Source organism: Rhodococcus sp. ABRD24 (assembly GCF_004328705.1).
GTDB lineage: Bacteria > Actinomycetota > Actinomycetes > Mycobacteriales > Mycobacteriaceae > Prescottella.
Window position 1 is genome coordinate 881047 of sequence record NZ_CP035319.1, and the last position, 22509, is coordinate 903555.

Consider the following 22509-nt stretch of genomic DNA (forward strand, 5'->3'; position numbering starts at 1 on the left):
CCGGGGAAGAACAGTGGCTTCCCCCGAGCCCGGCATGTTTTGCCTGGTCCTGCACTCGCATCTGCCGTGGCTCGCAAACCACGGGCGCTGGCCCGTCGGCGAGGAGTGGCTGTACCAGTCGTGGGCCGCGTCGTACCTGCCGTTGACCTCGGCACTGCGCCGACTCGCCGCAGAGGGCCGCTCACACCTGCTGACACTGGGCGTCACCCCGGTGCTGGCCGCGCAGCTCGACGACCCACACAGCCTGGACGGCATGCACCACTGGCTCGGCAACTGGCAGATCCGGGCGCACGAGGCAGCCGGGATGCCGTCGGCTTCACACCGTGAACTCGGCGCCCGAGAGCATCGCGCGTCCGCTGCGGCGCTCGAGGACTTCGAGACCCGCTGGCGCCACGGCGGCTCCCCCGTCCTGCGCGAGCTGATCGACGCCGACACCATCGAGCTGCTCGGCGGACCGCTCGCTCATCCGTTCCAGCCGCTGCTCGACCCGCGTCTGCGTGCGTTCTCACTCAGCGAGGGACTCTCCGATGCGCGGGCCCGCTGGGACCACACGCCGTCCGGCATCTGGGCGCCCGAGTGCGGATATACGCCGGGCATGGAGCTCGGGTACGCCGCCGCGGGTGTGTCGCACTTCATGGTCGACGGCCCCGCACTGCGCGGTGACACCTCGGCCGGCCGGCCGGTGTGGGACTCCGACGTGGTGGCCTTCGGGCGTGATCTCGAGGTCAGCTACCGAGTATGGTCGCCGAAGACCGGCTACCCCGGCCACGCCGCGTACCGCGACTTCCATACCTACGACCACGCGACCGGGCTCAAACCATCCCGCGTCACCGGGCGATCCGTCGCATCCGAGGACAAGGCGCCGTACGACCCCGAGCTTGCCGCCGCTGCCGTCGACAAGCACGTCGCGGACTTCGTCGAGACCGTCCGCCGCCGGCTTCGCCGCGAATCCGAGCGCGTCGGCCGCCCCGCCCTCGTGGTGGCCGCGTTCGATACCGAACTGTTCGGGCACTGGTGGTTCGAAGGGCCGCAGTGGCTCGAGAAGGTGCTGCGTGCGCTCCCCGAGGCCGGGATCGACATCGGCACCCTCGCCGACGCGCGTGCCCGCGGCTATGTCGGCAAGCCTGTCGAGCTGCAGGATTCGTCGTGGGGCTCGGGCAAGGACTGGCGCGTGTGGGCCGGCGATCAGGTGGCCGACCTCGTCCAGCTCAACGCCGAGGTGGTGCGGACCGCACTCGACACGATCGACAAGTCGCGGGGCAACAATGAACAGGGCCCCGAACTGCGCAATCGCGTCCACGACCAGATGCTGCGTGAGACGCTGATGACGGTCTCGAGCGACTGGGCGTTCATGGTGAGCAAGGACACCGCCGCCGCATACGCCCGCGATCGGGCCCACAAGCACGCACACGCGTTGCGCGAGATCGCAGGCGCCGTGGCGTCCGGCCGGAACGAGACAGCCCGCAGGCTCGCCGACGGCTGGAACGCCGCGGACGGGTTGTTCCCCGCGCTCGATGCGCGTCGACTGCCCGATGCCACTGCACTCGCTGGGAGCGTGTGATGAGAATCCTGATCGTCTCGTGGGAGTACCCGCCGGTCGTCGTCGGCGGCCTCGGCCGGCACGTCCACCATCTCGCAACCGAGCTCGCGAAGGCCGGGAACGAGGTGGTAGTTCTCTCGCGGCGTCCCTCGGGCACGGACCCGTCGACGCATCCCACCGTCACCGAGATCTCCGAAGGCGTGCTGGTGGTGGCGGTTGCGGAGGATCCGCCGCACTTCATCTTCGGTGAAGACATGCTGGCGTGGACGCTCGCGATGGGTCACGCGATGGTCCGGGCCGGGGTCGCGCTGGCGAAGGGCGGCATCGGCGAGGGCTGGCAGCCCGACGTGGTGCACGCGCACGACTGGCTGGTAGCGCATCCCGCTGTCGCGCTCGCCGAGTTCTACGACGTCCCGCTGGTCTCGACGCTGCACGCCTCGGAGGCCGGGCGGCACAGCGGCTGGATCTCGGGGCGGATCAACCGTCAGGTGCACTCGGTCGAATGGTGGCTTGCCAACGAGTCCGACTCGATCATCACCTGTTCGGCGTCGATGCAGGACGAGGTCACCCAGCTGTACGGGCCGGAACTGCCGCCGATCACCGTGATCCGTAACGGCATCGATGTCACCACCTGGAGTTACCGGCCGCGATCGCCGCGATCGGGTCCGGCAACTCTGCTGTACGTCGGCCGGCTCGAATACGAGAAGGGCGTGCAGGACGCGATCGCCGCGCTGCCCCGGATCCGGCGCAGCCATCCCGGGACGACGCTGGCCGTCGCCGGCGAGGGCACCCAGTTCGAGTGGTTGCAGCAGCAGGCCCGCACCCACCGGGTCGCGCGTTCGGTCACGTTCCTCGGCAACCTCGACCACGAGGAACTGCTGGGCTGGCTGCACGGCGCGGACGCGATCGTGCTGCCCAGCCGGTACGAGCCGTTCGGCATCATCGCACTCGAGGCGGCGGCTGCCGGGACGCCGCTGATCACGTCCACCGCAGGCGGGCTCGGCGAGGCCGTCGTGGACGGACTGACCGGGCTCTCGTTCGAGCCCGGCGACGTGGACGGCCTCACCTCCGCAGTCCGCGAGGTGCTCGACGATCCGGCCGCAGCGCAGCTACGCGCGCGAGCTGCCCGGGACCGTCTGACCGCGGACTTCGACTGGCACAAGGTAGCCGAGGAGACGGTACAGGTGTACGCCGCGGCCAAGCGACGCGTACGGCACCCCTTGGCACGCCCGACGATTCCCGAACGCCCACTGCCCGACCGCGGGTGAACATCGGCGACCCGCAGCGGTCGCCGGCGTCGGTCGCCATTTCCGCACTCCGCTGCCCGCCGTGCCGGAGCCCACTACCGGCTAGACTCCGGAACCGTTGCCGCCCACGGCCGCGCCGTTGGTTCCGGCGTCGTTCGCCGCCTTCTTACGCGCGATGTCCTCGAGCGCGGCAATGTACTTCGCCCGCTCGGCTGCACCTGCTTCCCAGTCGGCACGACGGTTCTTGACCGCCTTCGCCGGCGATCCGACCGCGATGCTGAAGTCCGGGATATCACCCTTGACCACCGCGTGCGCACCCAGCACGCAGCCACGGCCGACGCGGGTGTTGCGCAGCACGGTGACCTTCGCCGCGATCCAGGTGTCCGGCCCGATGCGGACCGGGCCCTTGACGATGCCCTGATCCTTGATCGGAACATTGACGTCGTCCATCCGGTGGTCGAAGTCGCAGATATAGCACCAGTCGGCGACCAGCGTCGACGCACCGATCTCGATGTCGAGGTAGGTGTTGACGACGTTGTCCTTGCCGAACACGACCTTGTCGCCGATGCGCAGCGAGCCCTCATGGCAACGGATTGCGTTGCCGTCGCCGATGTGAACCCACTTACCGATCTCGAGCCGGGACAGCCCGGGCGTGGAGTGGATCTCGACGCGCTTGCCGAGGAACACCATGCCGCGCAAGATCACGTGCGGGTTGGCCAGCTTGAACTTCGCCAGGCGGTAGTAGCGGACCAGATACCAGGGCGTGTACGCCTTGTTCGCCAGCACCCACTTCAGCGAGTCCAGCGTCAGGAAGCGCGCCTGGTCACTGTCGTGGCGCCGAGATCCGCGCCACCTCGAGCGCAACGGTGCGCCCCACATGCTCGTCATGAGACACAAGCCTACGGACCGGCACTGTGCCCCGCGTCACGTGCCCCGCATGGATCATCAGGCCGCGTGCCGGCCCACACTGTGCCCGCTCCATACGTTCCGGACACCGATGCCTCCGCGGCCGCTTTCGCGCGGTCCGCCGCGTGTGTGGTGCTGTGCGCGCACCCGCTCGCGGGCGACGGTGCGCTCTCGGATCCGGCGCCGACGCCGACGGACCAGCTCGTCGTCGTACGCGACGAGACAAGCCGTCACGGCGCCGCCTACTGCGGTCACGAGTAGCGCCACGACCGACGCCAGCACGATGCCGACGGCGCCGGCGATCCCCGCGACGAGCATCGTGGTGACCACATGGCCGGCGAAGCGCGTGCCCAGCAGATGGTTGTCGATCGGGTCGGTGGGAGACGACTCCCGCGTCATGGCTTCCGCTTCTGTCCGCGTTCCCGGCTTCATGAATCCATTAGACACAATTTCCGACCGCCCGTCGCGTCGAATTTCGATAAATGATCGACAACGATCAGTGCGCGAATAAATTGCATCGATGATGTTCGGCCCTATCCGACAATTCAGCCGCCGAGCGCTTCGATCACCGGAACGAACGGAATGGAGTGCGCAGCTGCAACCGGTTCGTGAGTGACCTGGCCAGCACACGTGTTCAACCCCCTCGCCAGCGCCGAGTCGGCGAGCATCGCATCCCGCCAACCTTTTTCCGCCACCGCGGAAATGAACGGCAATGTAACGTTTACCAAAGCGCGGGTCGAAGTATGGGGAACAATGCTCGGCATATTGGGAACAGCGTAAAAGACCGAATCGTGAACCACGTATGTCGGATGATCGTGTGTGGTTGGCCGCGAATCCTCGAAACATCCACCTTGATCAATTGCGATGTCGACGAGAACACTCCCCGCGGTCATCCGTGAGACCTGCTCGGACGAGATCAGCTTCGGCGCGCGGGCGCCGTGCACCAACACCGCGCCGATCACCAGATCCGCCTCGGGAAGAATGCCGTCGAGTTCGGTCCGCGTCGACACGACGGTGGCGATCCGGGACCCGAAGCGTGCGTGCAGCGCCCGCAATCGCTCGACGTCGCGATCCAGCACCGTCACGCGGGCGCCCATTCCGACCGCGACCCCCGTTGCATGGGTTCCCGCGCTGCCCGCCCCGATGACAACGACGTGTCCCGGTGGCACACCCGGCACACTCCCGAGCAGGATGCCGCGCCCGACTCCACCCGCGGTGGCCTGAAGGGCGTGGGCACCCACCTGGGTGGCCAGGCGTCCCGCGACCTCACTCATCGGTGCCAGCAGCGGCAGGGAGCCGTCGGCGCGCTCGACGGTCTCGTACGCGATGGCAGTCACGCCGCTGCCGAGCAGGGCCTCGGTACATGCGATCGAGGCCGCCAGGTGCAGGTAGGTGAACAGCACCTGCCCCCGGCGCATCAGGGCGAACTCCGGCGCAAGTGGCTCCTTGACCTTCACGATGAGATCCGCGTCGGCCCACACATCCTCGGCACGATCCAGGATCCGCGCTCCGGCCGCGGCGAAATCCGCGTCGGGCATCGACGACCCGGTCCCGGCACCGCGCTCGATCAGGACGCTGTGCCCGCGGGCGAGGAGCTCGGCGACAGCAAAGGGGGTCAATGCCACCCGCAGTTCCCCGCTCTTGATCTCCTTCGGCACACCAATTCTCATGACCGCACCTCCAACCGGGCGGATCGTCCATCGGCTGCGCATCGCCAGCTGTTTCGAGGATCCCACGAAATGCGGCGGGGCGGTCCGTCGGCAGCGACTCGGCGCCGGGATAGTCTCTGGTCCGAGCAGATCTCGACGCGAGGAGATGTAATGCGGCATGCCCTACGTACGTCGGCAGTGGCGCTGACGGCGATCTCGGCCCTCCTTCTCACCGGATGCGGCGGGAGTTCCGGCACCGTCGACGTCTTCGGTGCCGGCGGATGGCCAGGCATGCACTCCGACGCCCGCAACAGCGACACCAGCTCCGTCACGGGCTCGCGGTCGCTCGACCTCGCGTGGTCCCGCCCCATCGGAAGCCCGACGCCCACGTACGCGTCGGTGGCCGCCAACGGCCAGATCTTCCTCACGTCACGGTCGGAGAAGGGCTGCAATCTCTTCTCGTTCCAGATGGACACCGGCCGCAAACGCTGGTGCAACCGAGTAGGCCCGGGAGTGGCCGACGCGACGCCCGTCATCGACACCGCGACCAACATCTACGTGGGCGAGGACGGGGCGATGAACTCGTTCAACGAACACGGCCAGCTGCGTTGGCGCACACCGGTGACGGGCACCCCGCTCTCTGCGCAGTTCACCGGTGACGGCAATCTGCTGTTCATCACTCAGCTCGGTCAGATCAACGTCCTCGACCCGCAGACCGGCTTCAAGGTGGTCCCGTCGTACGACCTCATCCCGCCGGCGTCGTGGACACAGGGCATGAACGTCGAACCGGTACCGAACACCCAGGGGCTCGACGCGTGCTTCCTCGGATCCGAGCGCTGCCCAGTGGCCAACGCCCCCGCGATGGATCTGGACAGTGGCCGATTCGTCTTCACGCTGTGGCGTCCCGGAGCGACACAGGCTGACCTGGTGGCCATGCGGTACACCGGCGGTGACAACCCTGGAATCGTCGAGGACTGGTCCACCGGGACGCTTCCCGGCGGCAGTGCATCGAGCCCTGACCTGTCGGCGGACGGAAAGACCGTGTACGCCAATGACAATGCCGAACACATGTGGGCTGTCGACGCCACGACCGGTGATCCGAAGTGGAGCTACGATCTCGGGTACACCGCGCTGGGCAGCCCGTCGACGTCCGCTGACGGACTGATCATCCCGGCCGGCGGCGAGAACGGCCGTCTGCTCGCACTCCGCGATCTCGGCGACCGTGCCGAACTGGTTTGGGAGCGTGGCGATCTGCTGCACCTGGGTGCGCCGGCGCAGACCGCAGGCAACACCGGCTACACCGTTGTCCGCGGAGGCGACGCCGGGCTCGCGATGCTCGCGTTCGATACCGGAAGCGGCGAAACCCAGGACCAGGACACGCTTCCCGGCGCGACGGGGCTCACCGTCGGCACATCGGTCGGCCCGGACGGCGAGATCCTCACCCTGACCCTGATCGGGGAGTTGTTCGTCCTGAAGTAGACAGTGCTCAGTCCCGCGCCGCGCACACGAAGGCGATGGGCGTACGTCCGATTCGCGTGAGCACCACCGACAATGGCGTGGTGCCGCGCAGCTTCAGCCGCGGCCGCAGCACGGCCGGGTCGATGTCGAGGCCGCGGACCAGAATCTCGGCCGATCCACAGTCGCGCGCGGCCAGTTCCTGACGCAGTGCCTTCTCGGTGTACTTGAGCTGGGCCAGCACTCGGAAGCCCCGCACGCCCTCGGGGACGCTGTCGCCGGTGAGGTACGCGATCCGCGGGTCCAACTGCCACAGCCCGTGCCGGGCCGCGTAGTGGCGAACCAGCCCGGAACGCACGACTGCTCCGTCGGGATCGATGATCCACTCCCCCGGTTCGCGCTCCGGGATGTCGTCCGGCTCGGCATCGGTGAGATCCCACGACATTCCACCCGATTGCAGCACGCTCGCGCGGCGCCGTACCCCTGGATCCGCCAGACCCGGCGACCACAGGCACGCTTCGCGCACCCCGCCGTCGAGCGAGACCACCTCCACCTCGCCGTCCCAGTCGAGCCGGTCGAAATCCAGTCCCGGTGCGCACTTGACCGCGAGATCGCGACCGGCATAGACGTCGAGGAGATCCGGCAGCGGCGGCATGAGCGCCGCCGGATCGTGGGTGCGCTTACCTCCGGATCGCCGTGCCGGATCGGCGATCACGACGGTGTCGCGCGTGCAGGGGTGCAGCGCATCCGCTCGGACGAGCGCGGCGCCGGGCACGTTGTGTGCGGCCATGACCAGCCGCACCGGATCGAGGTCGCTGCCGATCACCCTGTCCGCCAACGGGACCAGTGCCGACAGCTCGGCGCCGATCGAACAGGTGACGTCGTGGACGATGCGTCCGGCAAGGCGAGCACCGCGGTGGCGGGCCACCACGGACGGCGTCGCCTGCTGCAGTGCGTCGTCGGTGAACAACCAGGACTCGGCCTCGTCGAGCTTGGCCTGTGCCTTGCGCCGCAGCAGCACCGTTTCGATCAGCAGTGCCGCCCGGTCACCGAAACGCGCACGCGCCCTGCCGATGTCGGCCAGGCGCGTGCGCGTGGACAGTTCCGACCCTGCCGTCTCCGCCAGCGCGGCGATACCTTCCTCGCTGCGCAGGTACCCGACGTCGGCGATCGTGAAGTCGTAGCCCAAGGGTCGTCGGTTCAGCTCAGTTGGTGACGCCGGGCTTCACACCGGTGATCATCACGTTGTAGAAGAAGTTCCGCGGAACCACATGCTGGAGCAGCTTGTCGTCCAGCCAGCTCAGCGTCTTGAAACCACCGAACGCGAACATGGCCCATCCCCGGCCCAGTTTCTCCGGCGGCACGGCTGCCTCGAAGGTGCGGACCGGCCAGCCCAGCAACGCCGCGGCGAACTCCTCCGTCTTGGCCTTGACCTCTACCGCACCGGCGGACTTCGCAATGTTCTCGAGGTCGGTGGGATCGAACGTGTGCAGATCGACGACGGCCTCGAGTGCCGCGGCACGGGACGACTCGTCGAGCTCGGCCTGCGGACGACGCCAATCCGAGAGGAACGGCAGCTTCGTGACATTGGTGGTGGCCGCCCACGTCGCACGCCCGAGCCAGCGAGCGTAGAAGTTGCCGACCGTGCTGGGCTCGCCGGCGAAGACGAAACGGCCACCCGGCTTGAGGACGCGCAGCACCTCGCGCATCGACTGTTCGACGTCCGGGATGTGGTGCAGCACGGCGTGCCCGACGACGAGGTCGAACGTGTTGTCCTCGTACGGGATGGTCTCGGCGTCGGCCACGCGCCCGTCGACCGACAGCCCCAGGTGTTCCGCGTTGCGCATTGCGACCTTGACCATGCCCGGAGACAGGTCGGTGACCGAACCGGTCTTGGCGACGCCACCCTGCATGAGGTTGAGCAGGAAGAAGCCCGTGCCGCAGCCGAGCTCCAGCGCACGCTCGTACGGCAACGGCTGATCGCCCGCCACTGCGTCGAACCGGCCCCGCGCGTACTCGATGCAACGCTCGTCGTACGAGATCGACCACTTGTCGTCGTAGGTCTCGGCTTCCCAGTCGTGGTAAAGCACCTGGGCGAGCTTCGTATCCTTCAGCGCAGCCTCGACCTGTTCGGCGGTTGCGTGCGGGTTCGGCGCGGGATCGATCCCGTCGTTCGGGCTTGCAGTCATGCAGGAAATCCTACCCAATGGTAAGGAATGAACAAGTTCTAGTTTTGCGCCGTTCCAGGCCGCGATTTGCGCACCTGTCGTGGTTCCTGGCGGCAGGAAACGACGGCAGGTGCGCAAATCGCGAGACGAGTCACTCCCCGGTGAACTTCGCCTTACCGGGGCCGTTCTCGACGAACGACTCCATGCCGATCGTGCGGTCCGCGGTCGCAAACAGCGAGGCGAACAGGTGGCGCTCGATCTTGAGCCCCGTCGCCAGATCGGTGTCGAGGCCCTCGTCGATTGCGGCCTTCGCGGCGGCGAGCGCGCGGCTCGCGGCCCCGGTGAACTGTGAGGCCCACGTCCGGGCCGCGTTGTACACCTCGTCAGGAGCGACCATCTCGTCGATCAGGCCGATCTGCAGGGCCTCCTCGGCACCGACGAAGCGACCGGTGAACACCATGTCCTTTGCCTTGGCCGGACCCACGAGACGGGCCAGACGCTGCGTGCCGCCGCCACCGGGAATGATGCCCAGCAGGATCTCCGGGACTCCGAGCTTGACGTTGTCGCCGGCGATACGACGGTCGGCGCCGAGTGCGACTTCGAGCCCGCCGCCGAGTGCATAGCCGGTGATTGCAGCGACCGTCGGCTTGGGGATGTCCGAGATCGAACCGAGCGCCGACTGCAGGTCGCCGATGATGTCGCTCATCTGCCCGAAGTTCAGCTCGGCCATCTCCTTGATGTCCGCACCCGCAGCGAACACCTTCTCGCCGCCGTAGACGATGACAACCTTGACCTCCGGATCGACCGTCGCCTCGCGTGCCGCAGCCCGAATCTCTTCCTGCACCTGACGGTTCAGGGCGTTCATCGGGGGACGCGACAGACGGATCGTGCCGATACCTTCGGAAACCTCGAGGGTCACAAACTCAGCCATGTGGCTCAGGCTACTGGTCGGCACCCCAGGGCAATGCCCCGGTGTCGTAGTAGCCCTCATCCCCGGGGAAGGCGACGCGCGGCTTGCCGTCGACGAAACTGAGATCCGGCAGGATCGGCGAGATCTCCGGCTCCGCCGCGAGAATCGCGTCGACGCCGTCGAATCCACCGAGGGCATCGAGCTGGCTCCACGTGGGCGGCAGCAGGACGCTGCGGCGCTCGCGCCAATCCTCGACCGCTGCCGCCGGGGTCCGCCACGCGACCTCCGCGGCCTCCGATGTGTTCCCGTCCGCCAGCTGACCCTCCGGCAGTACCGCGACGAAGAAGCGAGTGTCGTAGCGCCTCCCCTCCTGCACCGGGGTGATCCAATTGGCCCACGGGCGCAGCAGATCCGCTCGCAGCACGAGATTCTCGCGAGCGAGGAAATCGGCGAACGACAACTCCCGCGACTCGAGTTGACGGCGCGCATCCGAGTACCCGGTGGTGTCGGCGACGACGGTATCGGCGGTGGGACCTGCAAGCAGCACGCCGCACTCCTCGAACGTCTCGCGGACCGCCGCGCACACCAGTGCCTTGGCCCGTGCCTCGTCGACGCCGAACCGCTCGGCCCACCACGAGACCGGCGGACCTGCCCAGCGAACGTCGGCCTCGCCGTCGGACTGGTCGACCCCGCCGCCGGGGAACACCGTCATCCCGCCCGCAAATGCCATGCCTGCCACCCGCCGGAGCAGGAATACCTCGACACCGGCCTCGCCGTCACGAACGAGCATGACGGTGGACGCATCCTTCGGCGCCGGTACGGCTGCTTTGTCCTGCTCGACGGTATCCGGCTCACGCGTAGTTCCCATACCCGGAACCTACGCGTCGAGCGACCGAGGCCGCATAGGCAGTCCCACTGGTGTCTGCACGGCCCGTTTACACGGCCGCAAGCCCGGCCGGGGTGTCAGGCCCGGTGCAGCCCGGGATGCCGGGTACGGCGCGCGAAGAACCGGCCGTCGACCCGGTCCAGGCTGATGGACTGGCTGAATGCCGCGCTGAGGTTCTCGGCGGTGATCACGTCGTCGAGCAGGCCCTGCGACACGACACGTCCCTCCGTGAGCAGCAGCGCGTGTGTGAAGCCGGGCGGGATCTCCTCGACGTGGTGCGTGATGAGGACGGTCGCGGGCGAATCCGGATCGGCGGCGAGGTCCCCGAGACGAGCGACCAGTTCCTCGCGGCCTCCGAGGTCGAGGCCGGCGGCGGGCTCGTCGAGCAGCAGAAGTTCGGGATCCGTCATCAGCGCACGGGCGATGAGGACGCGCTTGCGCTCCCCTTCGGACAGCGTGCCGTAGGTGCGGTTGGCGAGGTGCTCGGCGCCGAGGCTCTCGAGCGTCTCGACGGCCCGCTCGGTGTCCATGTCCTCGTAGCGCTCACGCCAGCGTCCGAGCACCGAGTAGCCCGCCGACACCACCAGGTCGCTCACGACCTCGTCGGCCGGAACCCGGTGCGCGAGCGCCGACGACGACAATCCGATCCGCGGACGCAGTTCGGTGATGTCGACCTGGCCGAACGTCTCGCCGAACAGGCGGGCGACGCCGGACGTCGGGTGTATCTCGGCGGCGGCCATGCGCAGCAGCGACGTCTTGCCCGCGCCGTTGGGGCCGAGTACGACCCACTTCTCGTCCAACTCCACTTTCCAGGAGACCGGGCCGACGAGGGTCGCTCCGCCACGGCGAATCAGGACGTCTTCGAAATCGATGAGGAGATCAGGATCTGGTTCCGACACAGCGACCATCCTCCCGTATCGCTTGCCAACCTCGCAGACCGGACCGGACGTGCGTGTCGGCCTGTGCTGTCAGCGGATCGGTGCGATCACCGTCATCGAGCCGGGTTCCACCTCGGTGAAGCCCGCGTCCCGCACCGCGATCGCGGTTCCGTTCGCGACCTCGGCGCACAGCGCCGCCCACCGCCGGGGATCGGCGTCTCGGACCGCACAGTGGAAGGAGTCGGCCGCCCACCGCCGGACCCGGTCGAGTGACATCGCACCCGCGAGCAGCATGGACGCATGCCCTACCTGGGCTGCGGCCTTCCCGACGGTCATCTCGAGGGATGCGTTGATCCACAATGTCGGAACCGCGGGGTCGGACGGGCCCGGCTCGTCGTGCTCGAGGTCGGTGCCGCCGATCTGCAGTTTCTTGATCCGCGGATCGAGGTCGCCGACCGGCCCGGGTACCAGGGCGCGGGCGCGGGCGCCGGCGATATCGACGGTGACGCCGTCCACGTCCTGTGCCGCGAGCCACTGGGCACCACGAGCCCGCCGCGCAACCTTGCGGATGCGGGCACCGGTCCATTCCCGGTAGGCCTGCTGCCACGGCCCGGGTTGGCCGTCCGCGTCCGGCCCGACGCGCTCGTCGAGGCACAGCGCGACGGTCGCCGACGCCGCCGCCGCGAGCAGGGCGCTGCGAGCAGGCGGATCAATCTTGGGGATGTGCAGCACCAGGGGCATCGCGAGCACCCGGGCGGGATCGGACGGGTCCGGCGCATGACCGTAGCCTGCGGCCAACACCGCGTGCCGGACCGCCAACCCGTCCGCCGTCACGGTCATGGGATCGGCACGCGCCGTACGACGCCATCCACCGCGTCCGCGGCCTCGACCTCGTCACGGGTGACACCGAGTACGAACAGCACCGCGTCGAGGAACGGGTGCGAGAGCGCCGTATCCGCGACCTCCCGCAGCGCGGGCTTGGCATTGAACGCCACGCCGAGCCCGGCAGCGTTGAGCATGTCGATGTCGTTGGCGCCGTCGCCGACCGCGACGGTCTGCTCCATGGGCACCCCGACCTCGGCGGCGAACTTCCGAAGCGCCGTGGCCTTGGCGGCGCGGTCGACAATCTCGCCGACCACTCGGCCGGTGAGCCGGCCGTCGACGATCTCGAGCGTGTTGGCTTGGACGAAGTCGAGTTCCAGCTCGTGCGCGAGACCCTCGATCACCTGGCGGAAGCCGCCGGAAACGACGCCACAGTGGTAGCCGAGGCGGCGCAGGGTCCGGATCGTGGTCCGGGCACCCGGTGTCAGCTGCAGCTCGGCGGCGACGTCATCGATAACGGATGCGTCGAGACCGGCGAGCGTGGCGACCCGCTGGTGCAGAGACTCGGCGAAGTCGATCTCGCCGCGCATCGCCGACTCGGTGACGGCGCGGACCTCGTCCTCCACTCCGGCTCGGGCCGCCAGCATCTCGATGACCTCGCCCTGTACAAGCGTCGAATCGACATCGAACACGATGAGGCGCTTGGCGCGCCTCGCCAGACCCGCGTGCTCGACCGCCACATCGACGTTCTCGCCGGCCGCGATCCCGGCGAGGCCGGTGCGCAGCTGCGCATCCGCGTCGGCACCGGTATTCGACGCCGTGACCATCAGCTCGAGCCCGGTGACCGGGTAGTCGGCGATGCCACGGATCGAGTCGATGTTGGCGCCCTGGCGGGCCAGCTCGCGGGACAGCGAGCGGAACGCGCGCGCACTGACAGGGCTGCCGAGCACGACCACGGCATGGGTGGACACATGCTGGCGGCCTGCCGGATCGGCACCGATCTCGACGTCGACATGCATGCCGACTGTGTCCATCGCCTCCTCGAGCTCCTCCTGGAGAGCCTCCGGATCGGTGGGACACACAACCAGAACACCGAGCGTGAGACGGCCGCGGATCACGACCTGTTCCACATCGAGCAGGCTCACGTCGTGACGAGACAACGCCGCGAAGAGCACCGACGTCACGCCGGGCCGGTCCGGACCTGTAACCGTCACCAGAACAGTGGCGTCTGACGCACCCACCCAGAACTCCGATCGTTCAACTCGAACTATGTGCAAATGAATACCGCCCCATTCTGCCAAGCCAGCGCTGGGACACGGGAAAGGCCCCGCCCGATCCCTCTGCATACAGGGTTCGGGTGGGGCCTTCCGATAGAGCTGGGACCGTTCGGTCCGCTAGGACTTGCTGTCTTCCAAGACCGCGGTGGCGTGCTTGCCGCCGTGGCCGATTCCGACGTGTGCCTCCTCGCGCATGCGCTCGACCATGTGCGGGTAGTGCAGCTCGAAGGCCGGACGCTCGCTGCGGATCCGGGGCAGCTCGGTGAAGTTGTGCCGCGGCGGCGGGCACGTGGTGGCCCATTCGAGCGAGTTGCCGTAGCCCCACGGGTCGTCGACCGTGACGACCTCACCGTAGCGGTAGCTCTTGAAGACGTTCCACAGGAACGGCAGCGTCGAAGCGCCCAGGATGAACGAGCCGATCGTGGAGATCGAGTTCAGCATGGTGAAGCCGTCGGACGGGAGGTAGTCGGCGTAACGGCGCGGCATGCCCTCCGCACCGAGCCAGTGCTGCACCAGGAAGGTGGCGTGGAAACCGAGGAAGGTCAACCAGAAGTGCCACTTGCCGAGTCGCTCGTCCAGCATGCGGCCGGTCATCTTCGGGAACCAGAAGTAGATGCCCGCGTAGGTGGCGAACACGATGGTGCCGAAGAGCACGTAGTGGAAGTGGGCGATCACGAAGTACGAGTCGGTGACGTGGAAGTCGATCGGCGGGCTCGCGAGCAGCACACCCGACAGACCACCGAAGAGGAAGGTCACCAGGAAGCCGACCGAGAAGAGCATCGGGGATTCGAACGTCAACTGGCCCTTCCACATCGTGCCGATCCAGTTGAAGAACTTCACGCCGGTCGGAACCGCGATGAGGAATGTCATGAACGAGAAGAACGGCAGCAGAACGGCGCCGGTGGCGTACATGTGGTGCGCCCACACCGCGATCGAGAGTGCCGCGATCGCCATGGTCGCGTAGACCAGGCCGCTGTAGCCGAAGATCGGCTTACGGGAGAACACCGGGAAGATCTCCGAGACGATGCCGAAGAACGGCAGCGCGATGATGTAGACCTCGGGGTGGCCGAAGAACCAGAACAGGTGCTGCCACAGCAGGACGCCACCGGTAGCGGGGTCGAAGATATGGCCACCGAGATGGCGATCCACCCACAGACCCATGAAGGCGGCGGTCAGCAGCGGGAACGCCAGCAGGATGAGGATGCTGGTGATCAGGATGTTCCAGGTGAAGATCGGCATCCGGAACATCGTCATACCGGGGGCGCGCAAGCACACCACCGTCGTGATCATGTTCACGCCGCCGAGGATGGTACCGAGGCCCGCGATCGCGAGGCCCATGATCCACAGATCTGCGCCGACGCCAGGCGAGTGCAGTGCGCTCGACAGCGGGGTGTAGGCGGTCCAACCGAAGTCGGCGGCACCACCGGGGGTGATGAAGCCGGCCGTGGTGATGATCGCGCCGAACAGGTACAGCCAGTAGCTGAACGCGTTCAGACGCGGGAACGCCACGTCGGGGGCACCGATCTGCAGCGGCAGGATGTAGTTCGCGAAACCGAACACCACCGGCGTCGCGTACAGCAGCAGCATGATCGTGCCGTGCATCGTGAACAGCTGGTTGAACTGCTCGTTCGACAGGAACTGCAGACCCGGGACGGCGAGTTCGCTACGCATCAGCAGCGCCATGAGGCCACCGATGAGGAAGAACGCGAACGACGTCACCAGGTACATGACACCGAGCACCTTGGGATCGGTGGTCGTGATCATTTTATAGATGAACGAGCCCTTAGGTCCCTGCCGCGGCGGGTATGGCCTCGCTGCTATCTCCGGGACTGGCTGGGGCGCTACGGCAGTCACTGATCCTCCTGAATGCGCGTCTGCCCCGGGCTGCGAGGCGAACGTTCTCTGGCTTGCGCTCTACGAATCGTAGACGGTGCCTTCAGACTCCGTGGACCGGGTCCTACTCACTGTCGTACTTGCCGCCCTCAGACCGGGTGTTCACAGCCCGCAACCTGGCCTTTGTCAGCACAACGGGGGCGCCTCCCCGGGAGCGTCGGCGTGTCGGCGGCGGGACCGAGCGGTGACCACCGGAACACCCGCGCACTCGACTACCACTCGCTGAACTGTAAGGATTCCCTCACCAGAACCTGCCCACGAACCCTGTCCTCATCTCCGCTCGCCCATCAGCTCGTCCACCGTCACAACGTCCCACCCCTCGGCAGCGTTCCCACGCTCCTTCGGGCACCTCCGCGGCGCCGGCGACATCACCACCCAGCAACCAACGGGTCATGGTTGTCGACAGCAACGACGACCTGGCGCAGACGTTCGGAGTCGACCCGCACAGCAGCTAACCTGAATCGGCCCGATCGCAGGATCTCGTCGAACAGGAAGTCGTCGAATTGTCCAGTGCCACGCTCGCCCGTCCAGTCCGCCGCGCCGCCACCGCCCTGATGGCGGCCACCGCGGTCCTCGCGGGACTCACCGCATGCGGTAGCACGACCGACGACGACGCAAGCACGATCGTGCGCACGACGACGCGAATCGCCGGCGCCGGCGTCGTGGGGATCGAGCGGGACACCCGCGCCGCATGTGCCACTCCGACACCCGCCGATCCAGGCGCACCGGACCCACAGCGGATTGTCGTACTGGACAGTGCAGCGATGGATTCGGTGTGCGCTCTGGGGCTGTGGGAGCGCGTCGTCGGCGCCGCCACCGGCTCCGGCGACACCCCACAGCCGTCGTACCTGGGCACCGGGATCTCGGAACTGCCGAGCATCGGGCCGGTCTCGAATCCGGACATGGCCCGAATCCGCGAGGCAGCACCCGAGCTCATCCTCGGGTCCGCCCCGGCGAGTCCGGAGCTGGCAGGTCAGCTCAATGCCGTCGCACCCACCGTCTTCACCGGCGGCGACCCGGTGTTCTGGAAGGCGCAGTTCCTCGCCTCCGGAAAGGCGATGGGGCGTGCCGTCGCGGCACAGCAGGCCCTAGACTCCTATCTCGCGGACGCAGCGCGGACCGGAACCGATATCGACGCGCGCCTGACGCAGGCGTCGGTCATCCTTTTCCGTTCGGATACGACAGCGATCGAGGGGCCGGGCAGCTTCTCCGGGCAGGTGCTCGCGGACGCCGGTGTGCAGCGTCCGCCATATCAGCGAATCGACGTCGCATCCAAGGACATCGACAACCTCGGTGACGCGGAGGGAGACCTGATCTACGTCAGCTTCGACGGATCGGACGGACTGACTCACGGCACCGAGGTAATGGAATCCGACGCTTGGCACGAACTCGGCGCTGTCACCGACAATCGGGTCTTCGCCGTCGAGGACGAGATCTGGAACGCCGGCAATGGCCTGGTCGCCGCTCGCGCGGTTCTCACCGATCTGAGGGCCACCCTCAACGGGTACGTCAACTAGGACCCTCGATGCCGATCCCCGAATTCGTTGCAGCACTGCGTGAACATGTCGGGCACGCTCCCCTGTGGCTGGCAGGCGTGAGTGCTGTAGTGCTCGACCGTGACAACCGCGTCCTGCTCACTCTGCGCGCGGACAACGGCCTGTGGGCAGTCGTGTCGGGCATCCTCGAACCCGATGAGGAACCGGGCCCAGCGGTACTGCGGGAGATTCGTGAGGAGACCGGGCTGGACGCGGAACTCGTACGAGTCACCAGTGTCGACACCGCCGGACCCATCACCTACGCGAACGGCGACATCGCGAGCTATCTCGACGTGTGCTTCCTTGCTCGCGCCGTCTCCGGTGAGGCGCACGTCGCCGACGACGAGAACCTCGAGGTTCGATGGTTCCCGCCCGACGAACTGCCGACTGACATGACCGAGTCGTCGCGCCGGCGGATCGACAAGGCGCTCGCCGGCCGCCCCGAGGCCTGGTTCCACGCCTGACGCCGTGCCGGACCCGACGAAATCCGGTCCAGACATTGCGAATCCCGCCCTCGCTGCGCCAATCTCTTCCGGTGACCACACCAGGATTCGACGCAGCAATACCCCCGGGGACCGTGCCGACACCGGATCACCCCCCGTCGAAACACGGCGAGGCCGACGATCCGCGATATCCATCGCCGCGTCAACTACGTCAGGTGATCGCCTTCGTCGTCGATCTCTTCCTGCACATCGCGGTCGGGGTCGTCGCGATGATCGTCTGCCTCGACATCCCGGCCGTCGCAGACTGGGCACCGCTCGCGCTGCCCATCGGGTGGATTCTCGCCTCGCTCCTGCAGCGCGTCGTGGCCCAGCGCATCTTCCACACGACGATCGGCAAGGCCCTGACCGGACTGTGCGTCATCCGCCCCTCCGACGGTCAGTGGCCGACGCTCGGGTACCTGCTGAAGTGGTGGCTGATCGGGGCGTTCGACGTCCTCAGCACCTTTTCGAACAGCACGTGGCTGGGCAGCTACGACAACTCGCCGTCCGCTGTCCGCCTCCGGGATGTCGTCGCCCTCCGATCCCTCCGAACCGATCTCTGAAACGCCGACGGCCGTGTGTCACATGCGTTCAGCGTGCACTGAACGCATGTGACACACGGCCACAGCGGGTGGGATGGAACTAGAAGTCCCAGTCCTCGTCCTCGGTGTTGACGGCCTTGCCGATGACGTAGCTCGAACCCGACCCGGAGAAGAAGTCGTGGTTCTCGTCCGCGTTCGGCGAGAGTGCCGAGAGGATCGCCGGGTTGACGTCCGTCTCGTCCTTCGGGAACAGGCCCTCGTAGCCGAGGTTCATCAGCGCCTTGTTGGCGTTGTAGCGCAGGAACTTCTTGACGTCCTCGGTGAGCCCGACCTCGTCGTACAGGTCCTGGGTGTACTCGACCTCGTTGTCGTACAGCTCGAACAGCAGCTCGAACGTGTAGTTCTTGAGCTCCTCGCGTTCGGCCTCGGTGATTTGCTCGAGTCCACGCTGGTACTTGTAGCCGATGTAGTAGCCGTGCACCGCTTCATCGCGGATGATCAGGCGAATCATGTCGGCCGTGTTGGTGAGCTTGGCCCGCGACGACCAGTACATCGGCAGGTAGAAACCTGAGTAGAACAGGAAGCTCTCGAGCAGCGTCGAGGCGACCTTGCGCTTGAGTGGATCCTCACCGCGGTAGTAGTCGAGCACGATCTGCGCCTTGCGCTGGAGGTTCGGGTTCTCCTCGGACCAGCGGAACGCATCGTCGATCTCGCGCGTGGTGCACAGCGTCGAGAAGATCTGCGAGTAGCTCTTCGCGTGCACGGACTCCATGAACGCAATGTTGGTGAGCACGGCCTCCTCGTGCGGGGTGACCGCATCGGGGATGAGGCTCACGGCGCCGACGGTGCCCTGGATGGTGTCCAGCAGTGTCAGGCCGGTGAACACGCGCATCGTGAGCTGCTGCTCGGTGGGGGTCAGCGTGGCCCACGACTGGATGTCGTTGGACACCGGCACCTTCTCCGGCAGCCAGAAGTTGCCGGTGAGGCGGTCCCACACCTCGGAGTCCTTCTCGTCGGGGACGCGGTTCCAGTTGATCGCCGAAACGCGGTCGATCAACTTGATGCGCGTGCCGTCGGCCGGAGAGTGCGCATGGGGAGCGGTGGTCATCGTTCTTCCCTCTTCGAGTTTCGGTGCGGGGCTTCGGAATTGACGATCACAACATGCATGAGACGCAACCCTCCACCTCAGTGCCCTCGAGTGCCATCTGGCGAAGACGGATGTAGTACAGCGTCTTGATGCCCTTACGCCACGCGTAGATCTGCGCGCGGTTGACGTCACGCGTGCTGGCGGTGTCCTTGAAGAACAGCGTCAGCGACAGGCCCTGGTCGACGTGCTGCGTCGCCGCAGCGTAGGTGTCGATGATCTTCTCGTACCCGATCTCGTACGCATCCTGGTAGTACTCCAGGTTGTCGTTCGTCAGGTACGGGGCCGGATAGTAGACGCGCCCGATCTTGCCTTCCTTGCGGATCTCGATCTTCGCGGCCACCGGGTGGATGGAGCTGGTGGAGTTGTTGATGTACGAGATCGAGCCGGTCGGCGGGACCGCCTGCAGGTTCTGGTTGTAGATGCCGTACTTCTGCACCGACGCCTTGAGCTCACGCCAGTCGTCCTGCGTCGGGATGTGCACGCCGGCGTCCGCGAACAGCGCGCGCACCCGGTCGGTGGCGGGCTCCCACACCCGGTCGGTGTACTTGTCGAAGTACTCGCCCGACGCGTACTTGGACTGCGGGAAGCCCTTGAAGTAGGTGCCGCGCTCCTTGGCGATCTCGTTCGACGCGCGGACCGCGTGGAACACGACCGTGTAGAAGTAGATGTTCGTGAAGTCGATGCCCTCTTCGGAGCCGTAGTGGATGCGCTCACGGGCGAGGTAGCCGTGCAGATTCATCTGCCCCAGGCCGATGGCGTGAGAGTCGTTGTTGCCCTGCTCGATCGACGGCACCGAGTAGATGTGCGTCTGATCCGACACCGCGGTGAGCGCACGAATCGAGGTCTCGATGGTCTTCGCGAAGTCGGGCGAGTCCATCGTCAGTGCAATGTTGAGCGAGCCCAGGTTGCACGAGATGTCCTTGCCGACATGGCTGTAGGACAGGTCGTCGTTGAATGTCGACGGCGTCGAGACCTGCAGGATCTCCGAGCACAGGTTCGAGTGCGTGATCTTGCCCTCGATGGGGTTCGCCCGGTTCACCGTGTCCTCGAACATGATGTACGGGTAACCCGACTCGAACTGCAGCTCCGCGAGGGTCTGGAAGAACTCGCGCGCCTTGATCTTCGACTTGCGGATCCGCTTGTCGTCGACCATCTCGTGGTACTTCTCGGTGACGTTGATGTCCGCGAACGGCACACCGTAGATGCGCTCGACGTCGTACGGCGAGAACAGGTACATGTCCTCGTTCTTCTTCGCGAGCTCGAACGTGATGTCCGGGATCACGACGCCCAGCGACAGGGTCTTGATGCGGATCTTCTCGTCCGCGTTCTCACGCTTGGTATCGAGGAACCGGTAGATGTCCGGGTGGTGCGCGTGCAGGTACACCGCACCGGCGCCCTGACGGGCACCGAGCTGGTTGGCGTACGAGAACGAGTCCTCGAGCAGCTTCATGATCGGGATGACGCCCGAGCTCTGGTTCTCGATCTTCTTGATCGGAGCGCCGTGCTCACGAACGTTGGTGAGCAGCAAGGCAACTCCGCCGCCGCGCTTGGACAGCTGCAGGGCCGAGTTGATGGAGCGCCCGATGGACTCCATGTTGTCCTCGATGCGCAGCAGGAAACACGACACGGGCTCGCCGCGCTGCTTCTTGCCGGAGTTGAGGAACGTCGGGGTCGCCGGCTGGAAGCGTCCGGCGATGATCTCGTCGACCAACTGGGTCGCGAGCGTCTCGTCACCTGCCGCGAGGGTGAGCGCGACCATGCAGACACGGTCCTCGAAGCGCTCGAGGTAACGCTTGCCGTCGAACGTCTTGAGCGTGTACGAGGTGTAGTACTTGAAAGCACCGAGGAACGTCGGGAAGCGGAACTTCTTCGCGTAGGCGCGGTCGATCAGTGACTTCACGAACGTACGGGAGTACTGGTCGAGCACCTCGGGCTCGTAGTAGTTCTCCTTGACCAGGTAGTCCAGCTTCTCGTCCAGGTTGTGGAAGAAGACGGTGTTCTGGTTGACGTGCTGGAGAAAGTACTGATTGGCCGCCTCGCGGTCCTTCTCGAACTGGATCTCTCCGTTCGGGCCGTACAGGTTCAGCATCGCGTTGAGCGCGTGGTAGTCCAGCTCGCCCGCCGATGCGTCGGGTCGTGCCGCAGCGCGCTCTACACTCCCAGCCGGGGCTGAATCTGTGATGGTCGGTGCCACTGTTCACTCTCCATGAATTGTTCGAGGCCCTCGCGCACGGCGACGACATCCTCTGGTGTTCCCATGAGTTCGAAGCGGTACAGGTACGGGACCTGACACTTCTGGGCAATCACGTTCCCGGCGAAGCAGTAGGACTCGCCGAAGTTCGTGTTGCCTGCAGCAATCACCCCGCGTATCAGCGAGCGATTGTGCTTGTTGTTCAAGAATCGGATGACTTGCTTGGGCACGTAACTGGTGTCGCGACCCATCGCCGTTGTGCCGCCACCGTAGGTGGGGACGATCAGTACGTATGGTTCGTCGACCTCGAACGTGCCTTCGCGGTCATGAAGCGGGATGCGCGCGGCGAGGACACCGAGCCGCTGGACGAATCGGTGCGTGTTCTCCGACGCGCTGGAGAAGTACACCAGCGATGCCATCGGTGTTCACCCTCTTACTCGAGCTGAGATTCGACCGGCCCCCTGACGCTTCAAGCAGCGTTAGCGGTGAGGGTCTTGATGCGATCCGGACGGAAGCCGGACCAGTGGTCGTCCCCGGCCACCACGACGGGCGCCTGGAGGTACCCGAGCGCCATGACGAAGTCACGCGCCTCGGGGTTCTCGGAGATGTCGACAATGTCGTATTCGAGACCGGCCTTGTCGAGGGCACGGTAGGTGGCATTGCACTGAACGCAGGCGGGCTTGGTGTAGACGGTGATGCTCATTGATGGTCCCTCTTTCCACGGCCTTGCGAGCTACGGATGTGTGCTCTGCGTGCCGAGGAAAGAGCCTGTTTTCCGACCCGGGATCCGGTGCGTTCCCATTGTGCCCCTCGGCTGTGTAGACACTACACCTAGTGGCCGACAGAAACGCACAACCCGAGATCTTGTGAGTGACACGGTTGATATTCGCAGGTCGGCACCCCCCGAACACCCCTCCGAATCAGGCCTTCAGAGTGCCGCAGGTCACACATTTGTCCGTGAGTTCGGTCACCTCGGCGCCG

General features: G+C 66.4%; 21 protein-coding genes. 6 read left to right on the forward strand and 15 right to left on the reverse strand.

Annotated elements, in window-relative coordinates; all coding sequences use genetic code 11:
- Positions 1-34 precede the first annotated feature (34 nt).
- Both ERC79_RS03855 and ERC79_RS03860 read left to right on the forward strand, forming a co-directional pair.
- Positions 35-1561 carry a glycoside hydrolase family 57 protein gene (locus ERC79_RS03855; protein WP_131580705.1) on the forward strand — a complete coding sequence of 509 codons (1527 nt, stop codon included), beginning with the start codon at positions 35-37 and terminating at the stop codon, positions 1559-1561.
- A complete protein-coding gene (locus ERC79_RS03860) occupies positions 1561-2808 on the forward strand; it encodes a glycosyltransferase family 4 protein (protein ID WP_131575885.1) in 1248 nt (415 codons plus the stop codon). The genes ERC79_RS03855 and ERC79_RS03860 overlap by 1 nt, the downstream gene beginning before the upstream one ends.
- Positions 2809-2889: 81 nt before the next feature.
- Here ERC79_RS03860 and ERC79_RS03865 read toward each other — a convergent pair whose 3' ends face one another.
- The 3 genes from ERC79_RS03865 to ald all read right to left on the reverse strand — a co-directional run bounded on the left by ERC79_RS03865 (position 2890) and on the right by ald (position 5363).
- Positions 2890-3675, reverse strand: coding sequence for an acyltransferase (locus ERC79_RS03865; protein WP_131575887.1), 786 nt, complete (start codon positions 3673-3675; stop codon positions 2890-2892).
- A gap of 57 nt (positions 3676-3732) precedes the next feature.
- Positions 3733-4125, reverse strand: a complete 393-nt coding sequence (locus tag ERC79_RS03870; RefSeq protein WP_131575889.1) for a hypothetical protein — start codon at positions 4123-4125, stop codon at positions 3733-3735.
- A gap of 113 nt (positions 4126-4238) precedes the next feature.
- Complete coding sequence (gene ald / locus ERC79_RS03875; protein WP_131575891.1) at positions 4239-5363, reverse strand: alanine dehydrogenase; 1125 nt, start codon at positions 5361-5363, stop codon at positions 4239-4241.
- 150 nt (positions 5364-5513) lie between these two features.
- Here ald and ERC79_RS03880 point away from each other — a divergent pair, with 150 nt between their 5' ends.
- The gene (locus ERC79_RS03880; protein WP_131575893.1) at positions 5514-6821 is read left to right on the forward strand and encodes a PQQ-binding-like beta-propeller repeat protein; all 1308 of its coding nucleotides are present in this window, start codon (positions 5514-5516) and stop codon (positions 6819-6821) included.
- 7 nt (positions 6822-6828) lie between these two features.
- Here the strand turns inward: ERC79_RS03880 and ERC79_RS03885 are convergent, their stop codons facing one another.
- From ERC79_RS03885 to ctaD, 8 genes are all read right to left on the reverse strand, one after another.
- Positions 6829-7986, reverse strand: coding sequence for a class I SAM-dependent methyltransferase (locus ERC79_RS03885; RefSeq protein WP_131575895.1), 1158 nt, complete (start codon positions 7984-7986; stop codon positions 6829-6831).
- 16 nt (positions 7987-8002) lie between these two features.
- A complete protein-coding gene (locus tag ERC79_RS03890; RefSeq protein ID WP_131575897.1) occupies positions 8003-8986 on the reverse strand; it encodes a class I SAM-dependent methyltransferase in 984 nt (327 codons plus the stop codon).
- 130 nt (positions 8987-9116) lie between these two features.
- Entirely contained in the window at positions 9117-9896 is a 780-nt protein-coding gene (locus tag ERC79_RS03895) for an enoyl-CoA hydratase-related protein (RefSeq protein WP_131575899.1), read from the reverse strand.
- Positions 9897-9906: 10 nt separating this feature from the next.
- Positions 9907-10743 carry an NUDIX hydrolase gene (locus ERC79_RS03900; RefSeq protein WP_131575901.1) on the reverse strand — a complete coding sequence of 279 codons (837 nt, stop codon included), beginning with the start codon at positions 10741-10743 and terminating at the stop codon, positions 9907-9909.
- A 95-nt stretch (positions 10744-10838) separates the two neighbouring features.
- A complete protein-coding gene (locus tag ERC79_RS03905; protein WP_131575903.1) occupies positions 10839-11669 on the reverse strand; it encodes an ABC transporter ATP-binding protein in 831 nt (276 codons plus the stop codon).
- Positions 11670-11729: 60 nt separating this feature from the next.
- Positions 11730-12479, reverse strand: a complete 750-nt coding sequence (locus ERC79_RS03910; protein ID WP_131575905.1) for a peptidyl-tRNA hydrolase — start codon at positions 12477-12479, stop codon at positions 11730-11732.
- The gene (serB, locus tag ERC79_RS03915; protein WP_131575906.1) at positions 12476-13702 is read right to left on the reverse strand and encodes a phosphoserine phosphatase SerB; all 1227 of its coding nucleotides are present in this window, start codon (positions 13700-13702) and stop codon (positions 12476-12478) included. Before serB ends, ERC79_RS03910 begins: the two co-directional genes overlap by 4 nt.
- A 153-nt stretch (positions 13703-13855) precedes the next feature.
- Positions 13856-15592, reverse strand: coding sequence for a cytochrome c oxidase subunit I (gene ctaD / locus ERC79_RS03920; RefSeq protein WP_131575908.1), 1737 nt, complete (start codon positions 15590-15592; stop codon positions 13856-13858).
- 593 nt (positions 15593-16185) lie between these two features.
- On the opposite strand from ctaD, the gene ERC79_RS03925 reads away from it, so the two are divergent.
- The 3 genes from ERC79_RS03925 to ERC79_RS03935 all read left to right on the forward strand — a co-directional run bounded on the left by ERC79_RS03925 (position 16186) and on the right by ERC79_RS03935 (position 18211).
- Positions 16186-17148 (forward strand): ABC transporter substrate-binding protein, encoded by a 963-nt coding sequence (locus ERC79_RS03925; RefSeq protein ID WP_131580707.1) that lies wholly within the window; start codon positions 16186-16188, stop codon positions 17146-17148.
- Between the two features lie 8 nt (positions 17149-17156).
- Entirely contained in the window at positions 17157-17630 is a 474-nt protein-coding gene (locus tag ERC79_RS03930; RefSeq protein ID WP_131575910.1) for an NUDIX domain-containing protein, read from the forward strand.
- Positions 17631-17701: 71 nt separating this feature from the next.
- Positions 17702-18211 (forward strand): RDD family protein, encoded by a 510-nt coding sequence (locus ERC79_RS03935; protein ID WP_131575912.1) that lies wholly within the window; start codon positions 17702-17704, stop codon positions 18209-18211.
- Positions 18212-18290: 79 nt separating this feature from the next.
- Here the strand turns inward: ERC79_RS03935 and nrdF are convergent, their stop codons facing one another.
- From nrdF to nrdH, 4 genes are read right to left on the reverse strand one after another with little or no spacing between them, the layout of a single operon-like run.
- Positions 18291-19298 carry a class 1b ribonucleoside-diphosphate reductase subunit beta gene (nrdF, locus tag ERC79_RS03940; protein WP_131575914.1) on the reverse strand — a complete coding sequence of 336 codons (1008 nt, stop codon included), beginning with the start codon at positions 19296-19298 and terminating at the stop codon, positions 18291-18293.
- A 46-nt stretch (positions 19299-19344) separates the two neighbouring features.
- Positions 19345-21531: a class 1b ribonucleoside-diphosphate reductase subunit alpha gene (gene nrdE, locus ERC79_RS03945; protein ID WP_131575916.1), complete on the reverse strand. Its 2187-nt coding sequence runs from the start codon at positions 21529-21531 to the stop codon at positions 19345-19347.
- Positions 21489-21947: a class Ib ribonucleoside-diphosphate reductase assembly flavoprotein NrdI gene (gene nrdI, locus ERC79_RS03950; RefSeq protein WP_131575918.1), complete on the reverse strand. Its 459-nt coding sequence runs from the start codon at positions 21945-21947 to the stop codon at positions 21489-21491. The genes nrdE and nrdI overlap by 43 nt, the downstream gene beginning before the upstream one ends.
- A 50-nt stretch (positions 21948-21997) precedes the next feature.
- Entirely contained in the window at positions 21998-22231 is a 234-nt protein-coding gene (gene nrdH / locus ERC79_RS03955; RefSeq protein ID WP_131575919.1) for a glutaredoxin-like protein NrdH, read from the reverse strand.
- Positions 22232-22509: the final 278 nt, after the last annotated feature.